Annotated in this window: 13 protein-coding genes; 9 read left to right on the plus strand and 4 right to left on the minus strand. The window is 47.6% G+C overall.

Annotated features, from left to right (window positions below):
- Window positions 1–13: 13 nt before the first annotated feature.
- From H515_RS0100285 to H515_RS12725, 4 genes are all read right to left on the minus strand, one after another.
- The gene (locus tag H515_RS0100285) at window positions 14–1,039 is read right to left on the minus strand and encodes a S41 family peptidase (RefSeq protein ID WP_025875190.1); all 1,026 of its coding nucleotides are present in this window, start codon (window positions 1,037–1,039) and stop codon (window positions 14–16) included.
- Entirely contained in the window at window positions 1,039–1,908 is an 870-nt protein-coding gene (locus H515_RS0100290; protein ID WP_081410089.1) for a DUF3316 domain-containing protein, read from the minus strand. Before H515_RS0100290 ends, H515_RS0100285 begins: the two co-directional genes overlap by 1 nt.
- Complete coding sequence (locus tag H515_RS0100295) at window positions 1,901–4,591, minus strand: DNA gyrase/topoisomerase IV subunit A (RefSeq protein ID WP_051274595.1); 2,691 nt, start codon at window positions 4,589–4,591, stop codon at window positions 1,901–1,903. The genes H515_RS0100290 and H515_RS0100295 overlap by 8 nt, the downstream gene beginning before the upstream one ends.
- Window positions 4,592–5,106: 515 nt before the next feature.
- Window positions 5,107–6,420, minus strand: a complete 1,314-nt coding sequence (locus tag H515_RS12725; protein ID WP_081410090.1) for a phosphatase PAP2 family protein — start codon at window positions 6,418–6,420, stop codon at window positions 5,107–5,109.
- Window positions 6,421–6,643: 223 nt separating this feature from the next.
- Here H515_RS12725 and H515_RS0100305 point away from each other — a divergent pair, with 223 nt between their 5' ends.
- The 9 genes from H515_RS0100305 (at window position 6,644) to H515_RS0100350 (ending at window position 19,212) form a co-directional block, all read left to right on the plus strand.
- The gene (locus H515_RS0100305) at window positions 6,644–8,188 is read left to right on the plus strand and encodes a glycine--tRNA ligase (RefSeq protein ID WP_025875185.1); all 1,545 of its coding nucleotides are present in this window, start codon (window positions 6,644–6,646) and stop codon (window positions 8,186–8,188) included.
- A 16-nt stretch (window positions 8,189–8,204) separates the two neighbouring features.
- The gene (locus H515_RS0100310; RefSeq protein WP_025875183.1) at window positions 8,205–8,867 is read left to right on the plus strand and encodes an FKBP-type peptidyl-prolyl cis-trans isomerase; all 663 of its coding nucleotides are present in this window, start codon (window positions 8,205–8,207) and stop codon (window positions 8,865–8,867) included.
- 105 nt (window positions 8,868–8,972) lie between these two features.
- The gene (locus tag H515_RS0100315; protein ID WP_028901421.1) at window positions 8,973–10,409 is read left to right on the plus strand and encodes an MATE family efflux transporter; all 1,437 of its coding nucleotides are present in this window, start codon (window positions 8,973–8,975) and stop codon (window positions 10,407–10,409) included.
- A 957-nt stretch (window positions 10,410–11,366) separates the two neighbouring features.
- Complete coding sequence (locus tag H515_RS0100325; protein ID WP_025875182.1) at window positions 11,367–12,200, plus strand: ABC transporter ATP-binding protein; 834 nt, start codon at window positions 11,367–11,369, stop codon at window positions 12,198–12,200.
- A gap of 51 nt (window positions 12,201–12,251) precedes the next feature.
- Window positions 12,252–12,986 (plus strand): GIN domain-containing protein, encoded by a 735-nt coding sequence (locus H515_RS0100330; protein WP_025875180.1) that lies wholly within the window; start codon window positions 12,252–12,254, stop codon window positions 12,984–12,986.
- A gap of 87 nt (window positions 12,987–13,073) precedes the next feature.
- Complete coding sequence (locus tag H515_RS0100335) at window positions 13,074–13,889, plus strand: hypothetical protein (RefSeq protein WP_028901423.1); 816 nt, start codon at window positions 13,074–13,076, stop codon at window positions 13,887–13,889.
- 66 nt (window positions 13,890–13,955) lie between these two features.
- Entirely contained in the window at window positions 13,956–14,327 is a 372-nt protein-coding gene (locus tag H515_RS0100340) for a GntR family transcriptional regulator (RefSeq protein ID WP_025875178.1), read from the plus strand.
- Between the two features lie 56 nt (window positions 14,328–14,383).
- Window positions 14,384–16,855, plus strand: coding sequence for a TonB-dependent receptor (locus tag H515_RS0100345; protein ID WP_025875176.1), 2,472 nt, complete (start codon window positions 14,384–14,386; stop codon window positions 16,853–16,855).
- 332 nt (window positions 16,856–17,187) lie between these two features.
- Complete coding sequence (locus H515_RS0100350; RefSeq protein ID WP_028901424.1) at window positions 17,188–19,212, plus strand: M13 family metallopeptidase; 2,025 nt, start codon at window positions 17,188–17,190, stop codon at window positions 19,210–19,212.
- Window positions 19,213–19,265 lie beyond the last annotated feature (53 nt).

Here is a 19,265-nt window from a genome sequence, read left to right on the forward strand (position 1 = left end):
TAGAAGAGTGGGATTAAGAATTGAGAAGTTTACGCGCGAACTCGATGATGGTGTCTTTTCCTTGTTGGAAATCAGCGTCTGTTAGGTTGATTTTGTAGTCTGGATCTATGCCAAACTCTGTTAGTACCTTGTCTTTGTCGTACATCGGGCAGGCTGAGAAGCGCACACTCCATCCATTTGGCAACTCACTGGAGAACGGAAGCCCTGATCCGCCTCCCGTTCGGTCGCCGACAGTCTGTACGTTCGGGCAACAACGCATGTATTTCACAAATTCGTTGGCAGCCGAGAATACGCTTCTGTTTGTCAAGACAACGACGGGTTTCTGCCAGCGGATGCCCTTGCCTGGCTTGAGCGTTTGCTCTTTCATAGCCGAGAAGTCATTGTGTCTCTTGCCGGTCTTGTGCTGCATGTAGCCAACGAGTATCTCCTTGTTGGTGAAGCGTGCAGCGAGCTCCTCGGCATTGGTCAGTGCGCCTCCACCATTATTCCTGATATCGATGATGATGGCTTTGCAAGGCTGAAAGTAAAGTAGGATATCGTCGAGGTTTCCCGCCCCAATGCCTCTTTGAAAGCTCTCGCAGCGCAAGTAGCCGATGTTGTCGTCGAGGATGGTATAGTCCATACCGCTTGCAATGAGGTAATCGGTCTTGAGGTATTTGCGTTCCAAAGAGTCGGAATAGTTCTTCGGGTAATTCTCGTGCCACGACCAATAGCGTGCCATATTAAAAGAGGTGTAGAGATTGACGTGCCCGTCTTTCAATTCGGACAGCAGGTTTGCCAGTACTTCAAATTGCTGACTCTCAGTCATTCCTCTGTCAAACTGTTTGGCATAGCGGTTGTGTACTTCATTCCAGTTAATGCCTTTCTGTTCGAAGAAGCAGTAGTGCTCGTCCAGTATCTTCCAAAGCGCCTCGAAATTGCCTTGTGGATTGTCAGGGTAGTCATCGTTTGTCACACAGGAACTTAGGTTGAGCAATGTCAGCAGTAGGCAAAGGAATGCTATTGCATGATGGAAGGTGGATTTAACGTTCGTTGGCATTATGGCAGAATCTTAGTGATTGAAAACTTTCTCACGAGCCCCACGATGAGCATGTTGCTCCATGTGTGGTACTTCAGCCCGTTTACCTTGGCTTGTTGGAAATCGCCGAGATAGCCGAGTCGCACCGTCGTGTGGTGGATGGTGAAGTCGAAAGTGAGCATTTGGCGGAGCGATGGGGTGGAAATGATGGTCGTCGGCACGATATTGTGGTCGTAGTTGCCCTCAGAAAATATCTCATAGTAGCTTTGTCCGAAGTTCGGAGCGAACATCAAACCTACGAGTGGCACTTGTGCCTCGTAACGAATCTGGAACGGACGTTTCCACATCCGGAATCGATAGGCTGCGGTGGCGTTGGGCGCAAGGTTGAGGCTTACGTAGGCTTGTGCGGGATTGTTGGAATTGCGGGTGTTGTAAAGGAATCCCACATTAGCATCTATGCCTCCTCCCGCCTTCACCACCAAAGTGCCACTGCCTGTGTTCCATTTGCCCAACTCATACTGAATGTTGTACTGAAAGTTGTATAGTCCGCCCAGTTCGTTATTGTTTTCGGCTCGGTTATGCGTTGAAGAGAAGTGTGCTTGGTGAATGATCTCCCGCGAAATTCTCGTATTGTTCTCGCGTATTGAGTGGGAAAGGTAGCGCAATTCGAAGCCTCTGTATTCCAATGGCGAAAGATAGGTGTCGAGTTGGTTGACGTGTCCGATGCCGATTATTTGCGCATTGGTTATCACTTTGCCCGTCCGCAGTGTGTCTTGCGCATCGGTTTGTACTGAATAAAAAAGGAAAAGCGCACAGGAGCAAAGGTAAACAATTCTTTTAGTCCACTTTTTCTCATGCGTTCTTTCACTAATTCTGTTGCGATTACTCATCGGGGAATAAGTTTAATTGGCCGTTAATCTCGTCAATCACCTGCTGTTTGCTTTTGCCGGCATCAGGATCAAGATTGTTTTCCTCTTCCGTCTTAGGCTGTGCGTCAGGTGTTTCCTCCTCATCGGTGTCCTCTTCCACTTCTTCGGGTTCGGGGAAGCGGAGTGGTTCGAGCTCGGTTATTTTGGCAATCTTGAACGTTGAGATGCGTTTACCCTTTGCCTTGAATCCCTTCACGCCAACAAAGTCCTCGGCATCGATTTCCTCTTTGCCTCTGCCAGCATCGGCACCGCCATAAGTAACTTCAATACGGGGATATGTTTGGTCGGTTAGGAGCACCAGTTTGGAACTCGGATTCTCGCCGATAAAGTTCTGATGACGTTTTGTCGCTTCCATTTGGAACCGTTTCAAATAGGGATAGCCTTGGTTGTCGGCATCATAAACTACTGCAGTCCACGGCTTGTCGGCATCAAACTTCTCAAGTCTGAGGATGTTTTCCTCGTAGTGATTCGACGAGTCGAAGTTGGTAATGTAGAAATTTCCGTCATCGAGCACGACCAAAATGCTGTCGTTGTCGTTGAATTCGCCGAGCAATTCGCCTTGCTCCTCGTAGTTAATGCGGTTCACATCTGGGTCGAACCATACTTTTCGCCCACCTAACGTGGAGTGTCCGTGACTTTTGAGCGATATTCTGTGGATGTTTTCCTTTGTCAGGATGTTGCCTTTGGCCGTCTTGCCCTTAATCATGATGTCTGAAAAGTTGCGTTCAAGGAAAATGTTCTTTCGCTTTTTGCAGGGTGATGGGTCGAGTGTCACCTTGATAACTTCGGCTTCTCCGTTCGGATTGGCGGTGAAGTAGATGACCTTCGAACCGGGAGAACCTTGTGTAAGGTCGTAATCCTTATCGCGGGTGATTGATGTCACGTTAAATCGCTTGATGTAATAGATGCCGTCAGCGCCGTCACGATAGACGGTGTTGTAAATGGTTCTTTTGTCATTCTTCTTAAATACCTGAACGTGGAGTATGTTTTTGCCAACGAAAATCTTGTCGGCGATGCGTATGACCTTGTATTTTCCATCCTTATAGAAGATGATTACATCGTCAAGGTCGGAGCAGTTTTGTATGAATTCGGCCTTCTTCAGTCCTGTTCCGATGAACCCTCCCTTGCGGTCAATGTAGAGTTTCTCGTTCGCATCGACAACCTTTGCAGCGATGATGGTGTCGAAACTCTTGATTTCGGTCCGTCGGGGGAAGTTCTTTCCGTATTTGTCTTTAAGGTGTTTGAACCACTCTATGGTCACTCTGACCATCTCATTGAGATCTTTTTCTATATCGGCAATCTCGGCTTTTATCTTCTGAATGAGCTCGTCGGCTTTATCTTTGTTGAATTTCAAGATACGTTGCATCTTGATTTCCAGTAGTCGGAGTATGTCGTCGCGCGTCACTTCGCGGATGAAAGTTTTCTTGTAAGGCTCCAGTTTGGAGTCAACGAAGGCCACTACCTCATCCATGTTTTTCGAAGTCTCGAACTTTCTTTCCTTGTAGATGCGCTCTTCTATGAAGATGCGTTCGAGAGAGTTGAAGAAAAGTTGTTCTTCAAGCTCGCCCTTGCGTATCTCCAATTCACGTTGAAGGAGTGCTTTCGTGTGCTCAGCAGAGTGGCGGAGTACGTCAGATATGGTCAGAAACTGTGGCTTCTGATTGGCGATAACACAACAGTTCGGCGAAATGTTGATCTCACAATCGGTAAAGGCATAGAGAGCGTCCATGGTCTTGTCGCTCGATGTGCCTGGAGTGAGGTGCAATTGTATCTCAACTTCCGATGCCGTCATGTCTTCCACCTTGCGAATCTTGAGTTTCCCTTTCTCAACGGCTTTGGTTATGGAGTCTTGAAGTGTGCTTGCTGTCTTGGAGAAGGGTATCTCTCGGATGACAAGTGTCTTGTTGTCAATCTTCTCTATCTTGGCACGCACCTTGAGCGAACCGCCCCTTTGTCCGTCGTTATATTTGGAAACATCAATGCTTCCGCCAGTGGGGAAGTCTGGATAGAGGTGAAATTCTTTACCTTTCAGATACTTTATGGCTGCGTCACATATCTCGTTGAGGTTGTGTGGGAGTATTTTCGATGATAATCCCACAGCAATTCCTTCTGCACCCTGAGCCAAAAGCAAGGGAAACTTAACTGGCAGCGTGATAGGCTCTTTGTTTCTTCCATCGTAAGACAATTGCCACTCTGTGGTTTTGGGATTAAAGACGGTCTCAAGGGCAAACTTCGACAGACGTGATTCTATGTAGCGCGGTGCTGCCGCTCTGTCGCCGGTGAGTATATTGCCCCAGTTTCCTTGGGTGTCGATGAGCAAATCTTTTTGTCCCATTTGTACCAGGGCATCGCCGATAGAGGCATCGCCGTGTGGGTGGAATTGCATGGTGTGTCCGACGATGTTTGCCACCTTGTTGTATCGTCCGTCATCCATGCGCTTCATGGAGTGGAGTATTCGTCGTTGAACAGGTTTCAGACCGTCTTCGATATGGGGCACGGCGCGTTCGAGTATCACATAGCTGGCATAGTCCAAGAACCAGTTCTTGTACATTCCAGAAAGGTGTTTTACGGCTGAGGCATCGAATCTGTCTGCTGGCTTATAATCAGAGTGTGATTCCTCACTGGTCTCTTCTTCCTCAACCATAGTTCCTTCGCCGTCCTGTTCCAACTCTTCCTCTTCGTTGTTGTCTTTTCGCTTGTCGTCGTCCATAGATGATAAGTTGTCATGGTTTAAAGTTCAAAGGTACGACAAATTATCGAAATTGCAAAATTTAATGCGCTACAATTCAGAAGCGAACCAAAAGCATCCTATATAGTTTTGTGGAACTTCGCGCAAAGTTGTATCAAATTATGAGATTTAACGGGTTTCGGTCCAGTGCTGATTAATGTCTCCTTATGTGTTCAAGTCGTATTCAAAAGGCGGCAAATAGATGTTGGATGCCGAACCTGTGGACTAATTATTGTCATGAATCTATATGAACAAAAACAGGGTTCGATTTGTGTTTTTGTAATGTATTGATAATCAGTACGATATTTTTCCAAAACTAAAAGGTGACCTTTTGCCCTTCCATTCATGACATATCGTACGACAAAAGGTTAGCTTTCAGAAAGCGAAAGCTATGCCTTGTATGGATAGAATGAAAAATATTTGAGAATTTGTTAGAAGCGAACAGCAATTTTTGCACCCAATGTCATCGTATGGAAGTACTCGTGGGAGTTTACATTATGTGGCGGACGGAGGGAATAATCAAGAAAAATGCAGCCCATGAGCTTTGCTCTGATGATGTAATCGATCGAGATACCTGTTCCGTAGGCGATGCTGCGATTTGTTCTTAGGTTTTTGTTCGTGAAGGGTGGATGGCGATAAAGCAATTCTCCTAATAGGAGTTTGCTGCCCACTGCCCAACGGTTGGAGAGTGGAAGTGAGAAATATGGTCCAACGTAGAATGAATAATAATGGAACGTGTAGTCATCGGTCTTGCTCTCGTTGATGATGAAATGGAGGTTGGAGATGGATGCCCTGCCGCCGAAACCTATATATCGGTTAATGAAATATGCTCCCTCAATGCCTATGGTAGTCCCGGTTGATGTCTCAAACTCATTGTTCTCATCCAAGTCATATTTACTCAAGGGAAGGTTGAAGCCCATGTAAAGTCCGAGAAACGATGGCTTGACGTTGTGCGCTGCGCCATATCCGTACTTGGATTTGGTGATGTTCAGTCCCTTATCTTTGAAGATCTTGTCCGCAATCCAGTAGCCCAGTTCCGTCGAGATGATACCAATGCCAGCTCCCACCAGGACATCGCTCAACCAGTGCTTGTTGTTTGCCATTCTCATCAGTCCTGTTGCGGTGGCAACTCCATAGGCGCTGATTCCCACCCATGGGCTGTAGTGTCCGTATTCCTTGTTGAGCATTGTTGCGGTCATGAAGGCCGTGGCTGTGTGTCCTGATGGAAAACTTGCCATGTTCGAGCCATCGGGCCGCGTAACGGTTGTTGTATGCTTAAGCCCCTGTATGGTTCCAGTGACGAGTGCCATAGCGATGGCATCGCTCACAAGCATCCTTCCCCACGAGCTTCGGCTCTTCACTCCAGATGTCTTTAGCCCAATGAGAATTGCTGCCGGAAGGTATTGTGTGTAATTATCAACATCACTGTGGAATTGAGGCAAGAAGTCGTTGCGCAATGAGCGGAATTTCTTATCTTCGTGCATCTCTATCAGTCCGCCGGCGATCAGCGGCACTCCGATGTAAGTCATCTGGAAAAGCCTGCTTTGTGCGATTTTGTCCAGCCCCCGTTTCTCTACCATGCTGTCGGACAACAGGTTTTTTCCCATTGCAACACTGTCACTGTCGGCACTTGTCTGCCCTTTTGTGGCGGAAAGGGTGTCTTTGCAAACCGAAAGGGAGTCGTTATTTTGTCCGTAGGCTGCCGTGCAAAGCAGTATTAATAGTGGTAGAAGATAATTTCTCATATCTGGATTAATCCGTTTTGTCTGCAAAGTTACAAAAATATCTCACAGAAATAAAGCCTAAGGGCAACAAAACTCTGAAAAACAGATCTCCTTCCCTTGTTCCCTTCTTCGGTTTCGTGTGCCTGCTTTCGTAAACTTTCACATTCTTTCATTGTCAGTTTTTCAAAAAAACACTATCTTTGCGTCAAAATTGCATAAAATTTAAAGGAAAAGAAAGATAGTTATGGCACAAGAAGATGTTTTCAAAAAGATAGTAAGTCATTGCAAGGAATATGGCTTTGTCTTTCCGAGTAGTGATATTTATGATGGCTTGGCTGCTGTTTATGACTACGGTCAGAACGGAGTAGAACTGAAAAATAACATCAAGCAATACTGGTGGCAGTCGATGGTGCTGCTCCACAACAACATCGTGGGTATCGACTCGTCCATCTTCATGCACCCTACCGTTTGGAAAGCCAGTGGACACGTCGATGCATTCAACGACCCGTTGATTGACAACCGTGACTCAAAGAAACGCTATCGTGCCGATGTGCTGATAGAAGACCAGCTCGGAAAATATGAGGAAAAGATCGAAAAGGAAGTTGCTAAGGCTGCCAAGAAATTCGGTGACGCCTTCGACGAAGCGAAATTCCGCGCCACTAATCCTCGCGTTTTGGAGAATCAGCGCAAACACGATGACCTTCACGCTCGCTTTGCCGCAGCGATGGAGGCCACTGACCTTGAAGGTCTGAAACAGATTATTCTCGACGAGGGCATCGTTGATCCCATTAGCGGAACAAAGAACTGGACCGACGTGCGCCAATTCAACCTCATGTTCTCCACCGAAATTGGCGCATCTTCCGATTCTGCAAGTAAGATTTATCTCCGTCCGGAGACGGCACAGGGCATATTCGTTAACTTTCTCAACGTTCAAAAGACCGGACGCATGAAGCTGCCGTTTGGTATCGCACAGATAGGAAAGGCTTTCCGCAACGAGATTGTAGCCCGCCAGTTCGTGTTCCGTATGCGTGAGTTCGAGCAAATGGAGATGCAGTTCTTCTGTCAGCCAGGAACGGAGATGGAATGGTTCAATTATTGGAAACAGCACCGCCTTGCTTGGCATCAGGCACTCGGCATGGGCAACGAGAACTATCGCTACCACGACCACGAAAAGTTAGCGCACTATGCCAATGCGGCAACCGACATAGAGTTCCACATGCCGTTCGGCTTCAAGGAAGTGGAGGGAATCCACTCCCGTACCGACTTCGACTTGTCGCAACACGAGAAATTCTCCGGTCGTCAGGTGAAGTATTTCGATCCCGAACGCAACGAGAATTACACCCCTTACGTAGTGGAGACCTCCATTGGCGTAGATAGAATGTTCCTTTCGGTGATGTGCCACAGCTACGAAGAAGAGCAATTGGAGAATGGATCTTCACGCGTTGTGCTCAAATTGCCTGAACCTCTCGCTCCAATCAAGTGTGCCGTGTTGCCGTTGGTGAACAAAGACGGGCTGCCTGAGAAGGCACAGGAAATCGTGAACGACCTGAAGTTTCATTTCAACACCACGATTGAGGCCAAGGACTCCATCGGTAAGCGTTATCGCCGTCAGGATGCCATTGGCACACCTTTCTGTGTGACCGTCGATGGCGACTCGCTGACCGACAACAGCGTAACCTTGCGCTATCGCGATTCTATGAAACAGGAACGCGTGCCTGTGGCAAAGCTCCGCGAAATCATAGAGGACAGAGTTTCGCTCACCTCCCTGTTGAAGAAACTGGATGTATAATTTCTATCTATCAAATATGTATTCACTCAATCAAATAAAAGCCAGCTTACGGCATTCGTTGCTCACAGGCTTTGTCATGCTTGGACTGATGCTTTCGGCAGGGCTGCTGACGTCATGTACCGAGGACAACAACGAAGTAGAGGAGTTTGCCGACTGGAAAGCCGTCAATGACAAGTATTGGATCAATCTTTACAACGAGACGAAGCAGAAGATAGCCAATGGCGATACGTCGTGGAAGATAATCCTCAACTATTCCTATCAGAACCAAGTTCACAATGCCGAAGGAACGCAAACGTACGCTCCCGAAAAGCATATCATTGTCCATGAATTGGAAAAGGGCAAAGGTGCCGGAGTGCCATTGTTCACCGACTCTGTTCATGTCCATTATCAAGGGAGGTTGCTCCCTTCTACAACTTATACTTCAGGATTAATCTTTGATAGCTCTTGGGGATTTACAGATTTCAATGCGAAGACAGCGCGTCCGGCGCAGATGCGTGTCAGCAAGGTCGTTGATGGCTTTGCCACTGCACTTCAAAACATGCATATTGGCGACCACTGGGTGGTTTACGTTCCTTACCAACTTGGCTATGGCAATCGTGAAGTCAAAGGGGTTCCGACTTATTCTAACCTGATTTTCGATTTGCGGTTGCATTCGTACTACAGAGCAAACAACAAATAATCGTCCTCACCCCTTTTTTCGTCTTTATTCTCCTTATGGCAATCTGGCTATTTGGGGAATAAAGGTGAGAAAAGGGGCGAACATTTTTAGCTCCCTACTTTCCTGATGATATTCAGCAAGACAGTTACCGATTCTCTGTTGGCTAAGATAAGGAGTGGCATGGCTATGACAACGGGTGAGAAACTGAATCTCATCGTCCAGCTGAGCATTCCTTCTGTCCTTGCTCAGGTTACGACCGTGCTGATGTTCTATATCGATGCCTCGATGGTGGGTTCGCTTGGGGCAGAGGCATCGGCATCGATCGGCCTTGTCGAACCAGCCACGTGGCTCTTCGGTTCGTTGGTGGCAGCCGGAGGTATGGGCTTTTCCGTACAGGCAGCCCACTTCATCGGTGCCAACGACTTTGAGAAGGCTCGTGCCGTGATGCGCCACGGCTACATCTTCGGTCTGGCTTTCAGTCTGATTCTGATGTCTGTGGCAGCCCTGATTTCAGGTTTCTTGCCCCGTTGGTTGGGCGGTGGCGCCGATATTCAGCACGATGCCTCGATGTATTTTCTCATTTTCTCCTTCGCAGTTCCCATTCATTTGGTGGAATACCTTTCCGCCGCCATGCTGAAGGTCTCCGGCGATATGCGTCACCCCAGTTTCATTGCTGTGTTGATGTGTGTTTTCGATGTCATTTTCAACTTTATCTTAATTTTTCCGACCCGTGTTCTCCATGTCTTTGGTGTTGAATTCGAGATGTTCGGTTTTGGTCTGGGCGTTGAGGGCGCAGCCCTTGGCACGCTGTTGGCCTTTGTTGCAGCAGCGATTCCTTTGGTCTATTTCGCCATTTTCCGTAGTCCCATCCTCGCTTGGAAGTTAGATACCCATCGGTTTGTTTGGGTGTGGGATTATATTCGGAATGCCATTGCGATTGGTGCGCCCATGGCGTTGCAATATTTGCTGATGAACGGTGCGCAGGTGATATCTACTATGATTGTGGCACCTCTTGGTAACTTTGCCATTGCTGCCAATTCGTTTGCCGTCACTGCCGAAAGTCTTTGCTATATGCCGGGTTACGGTATCGGCGAGGCTGCCACGACGTTGGTCGGACAGAGTGTCGGCGCAGGGCGCAGGGAGCTTTGCAAGAGCTTTGCCCACATGACGGTGTTCCTTGGCATGGGAGTCATGGCTGTTATGGGCGCGGTGATGTATGTCTTCGCACCTGAAATGATTGGCATGCTTTCGCCTGTTCAGGAAATTCGCGAGCTGGGAGTTGCCGTTCTTCGCATTGAGGCTTTCGCTGAGCCATTCTTTGCTGCTGCCATCGTCTCATACAGCGTTTGCATTGGAGCAGGCGACACGTTCAAACCCTCGCTCATCAATCTCGGTTCGATGTGGCTGGTGCGTCTCACCTTGGCCTATGCCCTCGCCTCCTCCTACGGACTTCGTGGCGTTTGGTTCGCCATGGCGGTTGAGCTAACCTTCCGTGGCAGCATGTTCCTTGTCCGCATCTTCCGTGGCAGCTGGCTGAACAAAATCGCAGAACCGACAATGTAGGGTGGCTCATCGGTCGCCGACAATCCTTTTGCTCATTCGTTGATGGCGATGCGACGGAGGAAATTCCCATCTGACGTTTGAAATCGTAATGACTTTTCTGTCAAAATTTTTTATCAAAAACAAGCTTCCGAAAATCCTTGTTTTAGAAAATTTCAAACCAGAAATAAGCTTGGTTTGGTTGTTTTTATCCTTAAATATCCCCTTGGCTGGCAATTCAGCCTTCAAAGGCTAACCTTTCGCATGCTATTGGCTTATCTTTCATCGTGTCGTTTTTAACCTCTCGCATAGTAAAAGGTGAGCTTTCGCACGAAAAATGGCGCACCGTTTTGTGTTTTTTGCTCCGCTGTTTTTGTTTGTTTTTGCAACGGTTTGAAAATCAAATAATTGTATTGTTATCCAAAATTTGCGTATTTGCGAGCAAACTCACTGTCGTTTTCTTTTGAGCAAGTTATGCCAAGTCATTTGTAAGGATATTTCCCAATTTGGGAAGCATCGAAACGGCTGTATGATTCAGTTGGATATTCATTTTGATGGCTCGGCGAGTATTATCTGTCGCATGCACGTTGCATCTGGTTTTCTCATCTCTTGCAGTTAAATACAATTCGGTGAAGTGTCCAATTTGGGATTAACGCTTTTCTTTCCTGCCGTCCTTCCACTGCAGCACTTGCCATGTATTTGAAGAAACGACAGACGTCTGACCGACATAGAACACCATCCGCAAAGGATCTAATCGCCGAATTGGGTTGAATGGGGAAGAGTGGGATTGCGAAACCTGTCTATATATAATAAGGAGAATGAGGTGCGACATGCGGTTATTCAGCTATGAAAGTAAAATTTTCCCAAAAAAATTGCTCAAAAGTTTGGAGGTTATGTTTTAATGATATATCTTTGCAGTGTTCTATTAAAGTAGAACACTATAACAAGTAAGCAAACAACAAAACATAAATATACAAAGCTATGATTGAGATTAAGAATTTATCGTTCAACTATCCAGGCAGCAAGCACAAGGTGTTTGACGGCTTGAATCTAACGCTGAACCAAAAGCGCATTTACGGTCTGTTGGGCAAGAACGGAACGGGAAAGAGTACATTGCTTTATCTGATTTCCGGTCTGCTCCGTCCGAAGAAGGGATCCGTTAATATCGATGGTATGGAAACCAAGAAACGCCATCCTGAGATGCTGCGCGAACTGTATGTAGTGCCAGAAGAGTATAATCTTCCGAACCTTACGCTGAAGCAGTATGTGAAAATTCATCAGAATTTTTATCCTCGCTTCAGCGTGGAGGTTCTTAACAAGTGCCTGACGGACTTCGAAATGCCATTAGATGCCAACTTCAAGGAGCTGTCGATGGGACAGAAAAAGAAGATTTACATGAGCGTTGCCATGGCTTCCTGCTGCCAGTTGCTGTTGATGGACGAGCCAACCAACGGTCTCGACATTCCGTCGAAAGCCTTGTTTCGCAAGGTGGTGGCCGGCAATTTGCCCGAAGACTCCTCGCTCATCATCTCCACGCATCAGGTACACGACGTCGAGCAGCTCCTCGACCATGTGCTCATTCTGAACAATTCGGAACTGTTGCTTAACTCAGCGACCGAGGAAATCGCCGAGAAGTATGAGTTCTCTTACCGCAATGCCGACCAAATGGACGACAGCGTGCTTTATGCCGAGCCTTCATTGCAGGGCAATGCCGTCATGGCACGTCGCAAGAGCGGCAGTCCGGAGACACCCATCAACCTTGAATTGCTGTTCAATGCTGCAATATTGGGCAAGTTGGATAGGGCAGAGGTGTGAAAAACAGTGATTGAAAAATAAATTATCGGACACTTAAATAAAGTAAAAACAATGAAACAGATATATTCTTTTACAACAAAATTGTTGCTCGTGGCTGCTGTCTGCGCTACTGTTCTCACCTCGTGCAGTATCCGTAAGAAGGAGGAAAAGGGCAAGATGGTGAAGAAAGAAGTGAAGGTCGCACCGTTCAAAGACCTCCTTGTGGATGGCAACGCTACGGTAAACATCATCCCCGGCGATAGTTTCGCTGTCAGAATTGAAGGACGTGAGAAAATCATCTCACTTGCCAAGATAGAAGTTGAAGATGGCGTTCTCCACATTAGCCGAGGCAATAAGCAAAGCTCCGATGTCCATGAAATCACTTTCGGCATTCTGAATGGTACAGATTATTATCCCCGAGTGTACATTACCATGCCCTCACTTCGCAAGATAACATTGGAGGGTAATGCCGATATTACTATCGATAAGCCAATGCGTGGCGACAGTGTCAGAGTCTTGGTAGCATCAAATGCGGATATTGACGTGGCCGGCTTACAGGCAAAATTCTTCGATGTGAGGATAGAGGGCAATGCTTCTTCCTCGTTGAAAAACCTGAACGTTGAGAAAACAAATATCGTTATTGATGGTAATGCCGACCTCAATGCCGTCTTCAAGGATGCCGGCGAAGCTGAAGCAACAATCAACGGCAACGCATCGATAAACCTCTCTGGAACTATTCGCGTCGAACCGCACATCAATATCAATGGCAATGCATCGGTAAACAACAATACAACACGAGGAAAATAACAGGCAATGTGGGCAAGAGGAGCTGACACAGTGCAACTCCCTCAACCTGAACCCACTAATTTGCAAACTCATAAACTTATAAAAACAATGGAAAATTTCAATATAAAACGCTTCGGACAGGTATTTTGCCGTCTGCTGTTAGTGAGAAAAAAAACATACTTCAATCTGTTTCTTACAGCTGTTTTGTTCTTTGCCTTGGCGGTAATTGCGGGCTTCAATCCTTTCCACTGGGATAAACTGAGCGTCGAGGAAATGACAGTCTCTCTCGTTGGTTTATCTTCGTTCTGTTATGGAGCCATTGGGATAGTGGCTACGCTCTGCGGTTCAGCCATTATCAGCGATTTGAGAAACAAACAAGACAAAATCAGTGAACTGACTTTGCCGGCCTCCAATCTTGAGAAGTTTGTGGCACGATTCATCGGAGCGACATTCGTCGTGATGCTGATTGTGGCAGCTGCATTCGTTGTTGGCGACCTGTTGCAACAAGGTGTCAATATGCTTATCCACAAAGGCTCTCATGCGTCGATGCTGATGCTGCTATTCAAAAATATGGATCAGGCGATACAAGGGTTCAACGAAGCTGACAATTCACTCCCATTACGGTTGCTCGGCTTTATAACTGCCAATTCCATATTCGTGGTCGGGGGAATGTTCTTCCGCAAGGTGGCATGGTTGAAGACAGGACTGACTTTCATTGCCATCACCTTTACACTGATGGGCATCTTCGTAGGTTTCTGTTATCTGGTCTATACCTATACGGATTATGTGGTAGTGGTTCCCAACGAGTTTCCCAAATGGGCGCATGCACTATTCTGTGTCACAATCACCGCGTCGTGTTACTATTTCGCCTATCGCATCTATTGTCGCCTGCAGGCAGTCAACAACAAATGGATTAACATCTAAGCCTTTCTCAATCTTCTCCCTCCACGTAAGCGGAGGGGAAGGAGAGGCAAAATACTCCTTATGCTTATGAATTTCAATAATAATAAAGCAATCTACGAACAGATGGCAGACCGCCTCTGCGACGAGATAATAGCTGGACTATACAAGGCCGACGACCGAATACCATCGGTCAGAGAGTATGCCGTTACGCTGGAGGTGAACACCAATACCGCAGTGAAGGCTTACGAACTGTTGGCACGCGAGGAGATAATCTACAATAAGCGTGGACTGGGCTATTTCGTTTCGCCAGATGCGCAAAAGCAGATTCTCACCCAACGCAAGAAAGAGTTTATGAACGAGATGCTTCCCGAACTGTTTCGGCAGATGGAACTTCTGGAAATCAGTGTTGAGGAAGTGGAAAAACAATGGAATAAATACAGAAACGCAGCACTCTCTTAAAGATGTCATCTGCTGACAGGAAAGAGAAGTTGTGGTCATAAATACAGAAACAAAAAATGAAATTAATCAAGTCATTACTGACAGTGGTGCTTTCGGCCGTCGCAATCGGTCTCAATGCACAGACAACAACCATTACAGGCGAGCTCATCGACTCGCTCACACATGAAGGAGAACCTTATGCCACAGTGAGAATCTTCAAGAAAGGAAACACCGAAAAGCCGGTGGTAATGTTCGTTACCGACGACAATGGAAAGTTCTCGCAGAAGGTCAAGGGACAAGGTCATTACCTGATCACATTCAATGCCATGGGTCGCAAGGAACTGATACGCAGGATTGAACTTGGAAAGGACGGGGAAACCCTCCACCTTGATTCACTGTTCATTCAGGATGATGTCAAACAACTGAAGGGCGTCGAGGTGGTAGCGCAGAAGCCTTTGGTAAAAATGGAGACCGACAAGATGACCTACGACGTGCAGGGCGATGTCGATTCGAAGGCCAATACCGTGCTCGATATGCTGCGGAAAGTACCGATGGTGACGGTCGATGGGCAGGACAACATCACCGTGAATGGTCAGGGATCATTCAAAGTCTATGTAGATGGAAAGCCAAACGTAATGTTCTCTGCCAATCCGTCGCAGATTTTCAAGGCCATGCCTGCCTCTTCGGTGAAATCCATTGAGGTTGTGACCAACCCCGGAGCAAAGTACGATGCCGAAGGAGTAGGAGGCGTGCTGAATATCGTGATGAACCGCGAGGCGGGACAGCAGCAAAAGAATATGAACGGTTACAATGGGAATATCAGTCTGACAGGAACGAATTACGGATGGAGAGGTTCCACGTTCCTTAGCGGACAACAGGGAAAGCTGACCTACAGCGCCAACCTGATGTACGACCGCAAACAGACGAAAGATATTGAAACAACGATAGAACGGACGTCTGCCGATGGATCGAAGATGACCAACTATACCAAGGGCAAGACTGCCATTCCGTTCATGATGGGTAATATAAGTCTTGGTTACGAGCTTGACTCGATGAGCAATATCGGGGCATCTTTGGGCATGACCGGTTTCAGTATGGACAACAGCGGGCACACAACCAACACATTCGGCGGAGGTCTTTACGGCTCAGGCTTCTCCTACGGAAACGATATGGTGATGAACAACGGCAACAAGTCGTTCAATGGAAGTGTTGACTACCAGCGTTTCCTCAACAAGGCACGCAACAGTAACGTTACCTTAAGTTATCTTTTCAACACATCGCCGGGAACAAACGAGAATCGAAGGGTTTACGACGCCTTGCCGTCGGGCATTCCTTTCCCACTGAAGGACCTCTACTCTGAGGCCAACACACGAGGAACGGAGCACACGCTCCAAGCCGACTACACCACGCCGGTGGCAAAGGACCAGACGCTCAATGCCGGTATGAAGTATATTAACCGCCGAAACACATCTGATTCAAAATTCTACGACCTTGTTGGCGACGAGCAAATCTACAACAAGAAGAACAGTGTGGAGTACAAAAACACACAAAGCATTCTTGCTGCCTACATCGAATATTCGCTCAAGTATGGCAAATTCGGAGCCAAGATGGGCGCACGATACGAATATACATGGGAGAAAGTTAATTTTATCGTAGGTCCCGGCAGCGATTTCAAGAAGCAATATGGTAATCTTGTCCCATCTGCGAGCTTCACTTACAACATTACGCCGACCATCAACATAGGTATCAACTATGCCATGCGCATCTCTCGTCCGGGCATCACTTATCTGAACCCCTATATTGACCGTTCCAACGCCACGATGTTGACCTATGGTAATCCTGACTTGAGTGTGGAGACGAGTCATAACGTCAGTCTTGTGTTCAATGCCTTTACTCCGAAGTTCATGGTGAACCTCACCATCGGTGAGAACTTTGCCGACAATCAGATTGAGCAATTCTCATTTATGGACAATGGAATCCTCAACACCACTTACGGAAACATCGTCCGCAACCGCTGGACCAATGTCAGTTCCTTCATGAACTATGCGGTAACGCCTAAGACAAGGCTTATTTTCAACGGAGGCTTCGACTATGGCGACATGCGCGCCTCTATGCTTGGAGAAAAGCATTATGGGTGGCAGGCAATGGGCTTTCTCGGCTTGCAGCAGACGCTACCTCTCGATATCAAGTGGAGTGTCTTCACGGGCGGAATGACAAAGCGTCTCAATCTGCAGGGCTATGGTAATAGTTTCAGCATGTTCACCACAACGGTTTCCAAGAGTTTCCTGAAGGATAAGCTCGACGTGTCTGTCATGTTCTTCACTCCTCTACGCGACAAGATGCGCTTCCACCATTACAGTCATTCCAAAGACTTTGAGCAATTCACGCGCATTGCTTTCCCACTCCGACAGGTTGGATTGACGGTAACATGGAAATTTGGTAACACCAAGAAACAGTTCCGTCAGCACCAGAGCAACATCACCAACGACTTCCAAGAAAAGAAGGACGACAACCAGATGGGTGGTGTAGGAGTTGGTGTAGGAATGTAACCCCACTTTAGTCTCCACGGACGAGCGATGAAAGTCGATTCGCCCGTGGGGATTCTCGTTAGGATAAGCCAAGGCATGATCAACCGCTGTCAATTCAACTCCAACGCTGTTCGACCATGCTTTCAACAAATAATTGTCGATAAAACTTGCATAGTACAAAAAAACTTCTTAAAATTGCACTTGCTAAGAAAATCAACACGGACAACACCCGAATACGACTGACATGACAGGGCATTTTGCAAGCACCAACACTCAAATTGCTTCCGCAACATTCAGCTGACCGTCCGTTTCCTCGACAGATAAACTAACAGATGCAAATTAATAAAACAGAAATGAAAAAGAAAACATTACTTGCAGCGATGATGCTGGCAACACTGTCGGCAGGCGCTCAGAATCTTTCCTCTGGCATAGACAAAGCCAACATGGACCTCAGTGTGAAGCCAGGAACCGACTTCTACCGCTACGCAGCGGGCGGATGGTTGAAGAAAAATCCCCTCGATGCAGAACACACAAGCAACGGTGCCTTCACAGACCTTTATGAGCAGAACCAGAAACGCATTCAAGGCCTTATCCTTGAATATGCCACCCATCCACAGCCAAAGGGCACCCTTGGCCAAAAGCTCGGCAGCCTCTACAACCTCATGATGGATAGCGTGCGCCTTAACCGTGAGGGATATGCGCCACTGAAGCCCACACTCGCACGCATCGCAGCCATCAAGAACGTCAGAGAGTATCAGATCGTCACCTCACAGCTTGACCGTAGGGGCGACAACACCATGATGTTCGGCATCGGCGTGGGAGCAGACATGCGCAATGCCAGCATGAACATCGTCTCTATCGAACAGGGTGGCATAGGTCTCGGCACCCGTGACTACTATCTCAACGACGATGCACAGACTGTCAAGATTCGTGAGGCCTACAAAGCCTTCGTGAAGAAAATGTTTGAGATGGTAGGTGACGACCCTGCGACTGCCGAAAAGAAGATGCAGGCAGTTATGACCATCGAAACACGCATTGCAAAGGCAAGCTACGACAAGGTAACCTTGCGCAATATCAACAAGAATTACCACAAGATGAGCTACACACAGCTCGTCAGCGATTATCCGGGCATAGACTGGGGCAACGTGTTCCTTCAGAACGGTTTCCCGATGTTCAACGAAGTGGACCTCGGACAGCCCGAACCCATTCACGAGGTTGAGAAGATATTGGGCGACACGCCACTCGACGACCTCAAGGCATACGCCGAAGCAAAAGTCATCTCTGGCGCAGCAAGCCATCTCAGCGATGCGTTCCGTGCAGAGGCCTTCAAGTTCAGCAGCGTCATGAGTGGTGCACAGAAGGACCGTCCGCGCTGGAAACGCGCCGTGAGCGGTACGAGCGGTGTGTTCGGCGAGGCCATCGGCAAGCTCTATGTTGAGAAATACTTCCCCGAAAGCAGCAAGCAGCGCATGATAGAACTGGTGAAAAACCTTCAGGTTGCTCTCGGACAGCGCATTGCCGAGGCATCATGGATGAGCGCTGAGACAAAGGCCAAGGCACAAGACAAGCTTGAAAACTTCATCGTAAAGATTGGTTATCCTGACAAGTGGAAGGATTACAGCGGTCTTCAGATCGACGACAGCCTGTCGCTCTATGAGAACCTGCAGAACGTAAGCGAGTTTATGACGATGGATTACATCAACCGAAAGGTGAACAAGCCTGTTGACAAGACCGAGTGGGGCATGACACCACAAACCGTCAATGCCTACTACAACCCGACTACCAACGAAATCTGTTTCCCGGCAGCCATCCTTCAGCCACCGTTCTTCGATGCCAATGCCGACGATGCCGTTAACTACGGAGGCATCGGTGCGGTCATCGGCCACGAGATGAGCCACGGCTTTGACGATCAGGGATCTCAGTTCGACAAGACGGGAAACCAGCGTGATTGGTGGACGGCACAGGACAAGAAGAACTATGAGGCACGCACCAAGGTGTTGGTTGACCACTTCGGCAAGGTGGAGCTCATCCCCGGCAAGAAGATTAACGGCAACCTCACACTCGGTGAGAACATCGGCGACAACGGCGGACTAAATGTTGCTTACCGTGCTTTCCAGAATAGCATGAAGAAAAATCCGCTCAAGAACAAGGACGGCTTCACACCGGAGCAGCGTTTCTTCCTTTCTTGGGCAAGAGTATGGGCCGGCAATGCGCGTCCGGAATACATGGAATATCTATTGAACGTCGATCCACACTCACCTAACGAAGCACGTGTCAACGCAGCATTGCCTCACATTGATGGTTGGTATGAGGCCTTCAACATTAAGAAAGGCGACAAACTCTTCATTCCGAAGAAGCGGCGCGCACAGATTTGGTAATCGTGTCGTCAGACTGAACGATTCCAGATGTCGTGAAGGTAAAAGAAGTTGAC

The sequence above is a fragment of the Prevotella corporis DSM 18810 = JCM 8529 genome, assembly GCF_000430525.1.
Classification (GTDB): domain Bacteria; phylum Bacteroidota; class Bacteroidia; order Bacteroidales; family Bacteroidaceae; genus Prevotella; species Prevotella corporis.

What these genes read in the sequence shown, in the direction of transcription:
- H515_RS0100345 (WP_025875176.1), top strand. Translation starts at nt 14,384, where the DNA reads ATGAAATTAATCAAGTCATTACTGACAGTGGTGCTTTCGGCCGTCGCA.
- H515_RS0100305 (WP_025875185.1), top strand. Translation starts at nt 6,644, where the DNA reads ATGGCACAAGAAGATGTTTTCAAAAAGATAGTAAGTCATTGCAAGGAA.
- H515_RS0100290 (WP_081410089.1), bottom strand. Translation starts at nt 1,908, where the DNA reads ATGAGTAATCGCAACAGAATTAGTGAAAGAACGCATGAGAAAAAGTGG.
- H515_RS0100335 (WP_028901423.1), top strand. Translation starts at nt 13,074, where the DNA reads ATGGAAAATTTCAATATAAAACGCTTCGGACAGGTATTTTGCCGTCTG.
- H515_RS0100310 (WP_025875183.1), top strand. Translation starts at nt 8,205, where the DNA reads ATGTATTCACTCAATCAAATAAAAGCCAGCTTACGGCATTCGTTGCTC.
- H515_RS0100315 (WP_028901421.1), top strand. Translation starts at nt 8,973, where the DNA reads ATGATATTCAGCAAGACAGTTACCGATTCTCTGTTGGCTAAGATAAGG.
- H515_RS0100325 (WP_025875182.1), top strand. Translation starts at nt 11,367, where the DNA reads ATGATTGAGATTAAGAATTTATCGTTCAACTATCCAGGCAGCAAGCAC.
- H515_RS12725 (WP_081410090.1), bottom strand. Translation starts at nt 6,420, where the DNA reads ATGAGAAATTATCTTCTACCACTATTAATACTGCTTTGCACGGCAGCC.
- H515_RS0100340 (WP_025875178.1), top strand. Translation starts at nt 13,956, where the DNA reads ATGAATTTCAATAATAATAAAGCAATCTACGAACAGATGGCAGACCGC.
- H515_RS0100330 (WP_025875180.1), top strand. Translation starts at nt 12,252, where the DNA reads ATGAAACAGATATATTCTTTTACAACAAAATTGTTGCTCGTGGCTGCT.
- H515_RS0100350 (WP_028901424.1), top strand. Translation starts at nt 17,188, where the DNA reads ATGAAAAAGAAAACATTACTTGCAGCGATGATGCTGGCAACACTGTCG.
- H515_RS0100285 (WP_025875190.1), bottom strand. Translation starts at nt 1,039, where the DNA reads ATGCCAACGAACGTTAAATCCACCTTCCATCATGCAATAGCATTCCTT.
- H515_RS0100295 (WP_051274595.1), bottom strand. Translation starts at nt 4,591, where the DNA reads ATGGTTGAGGAAGAAGAGACCAGTGAGGAATCACACTCTGATTATAAG.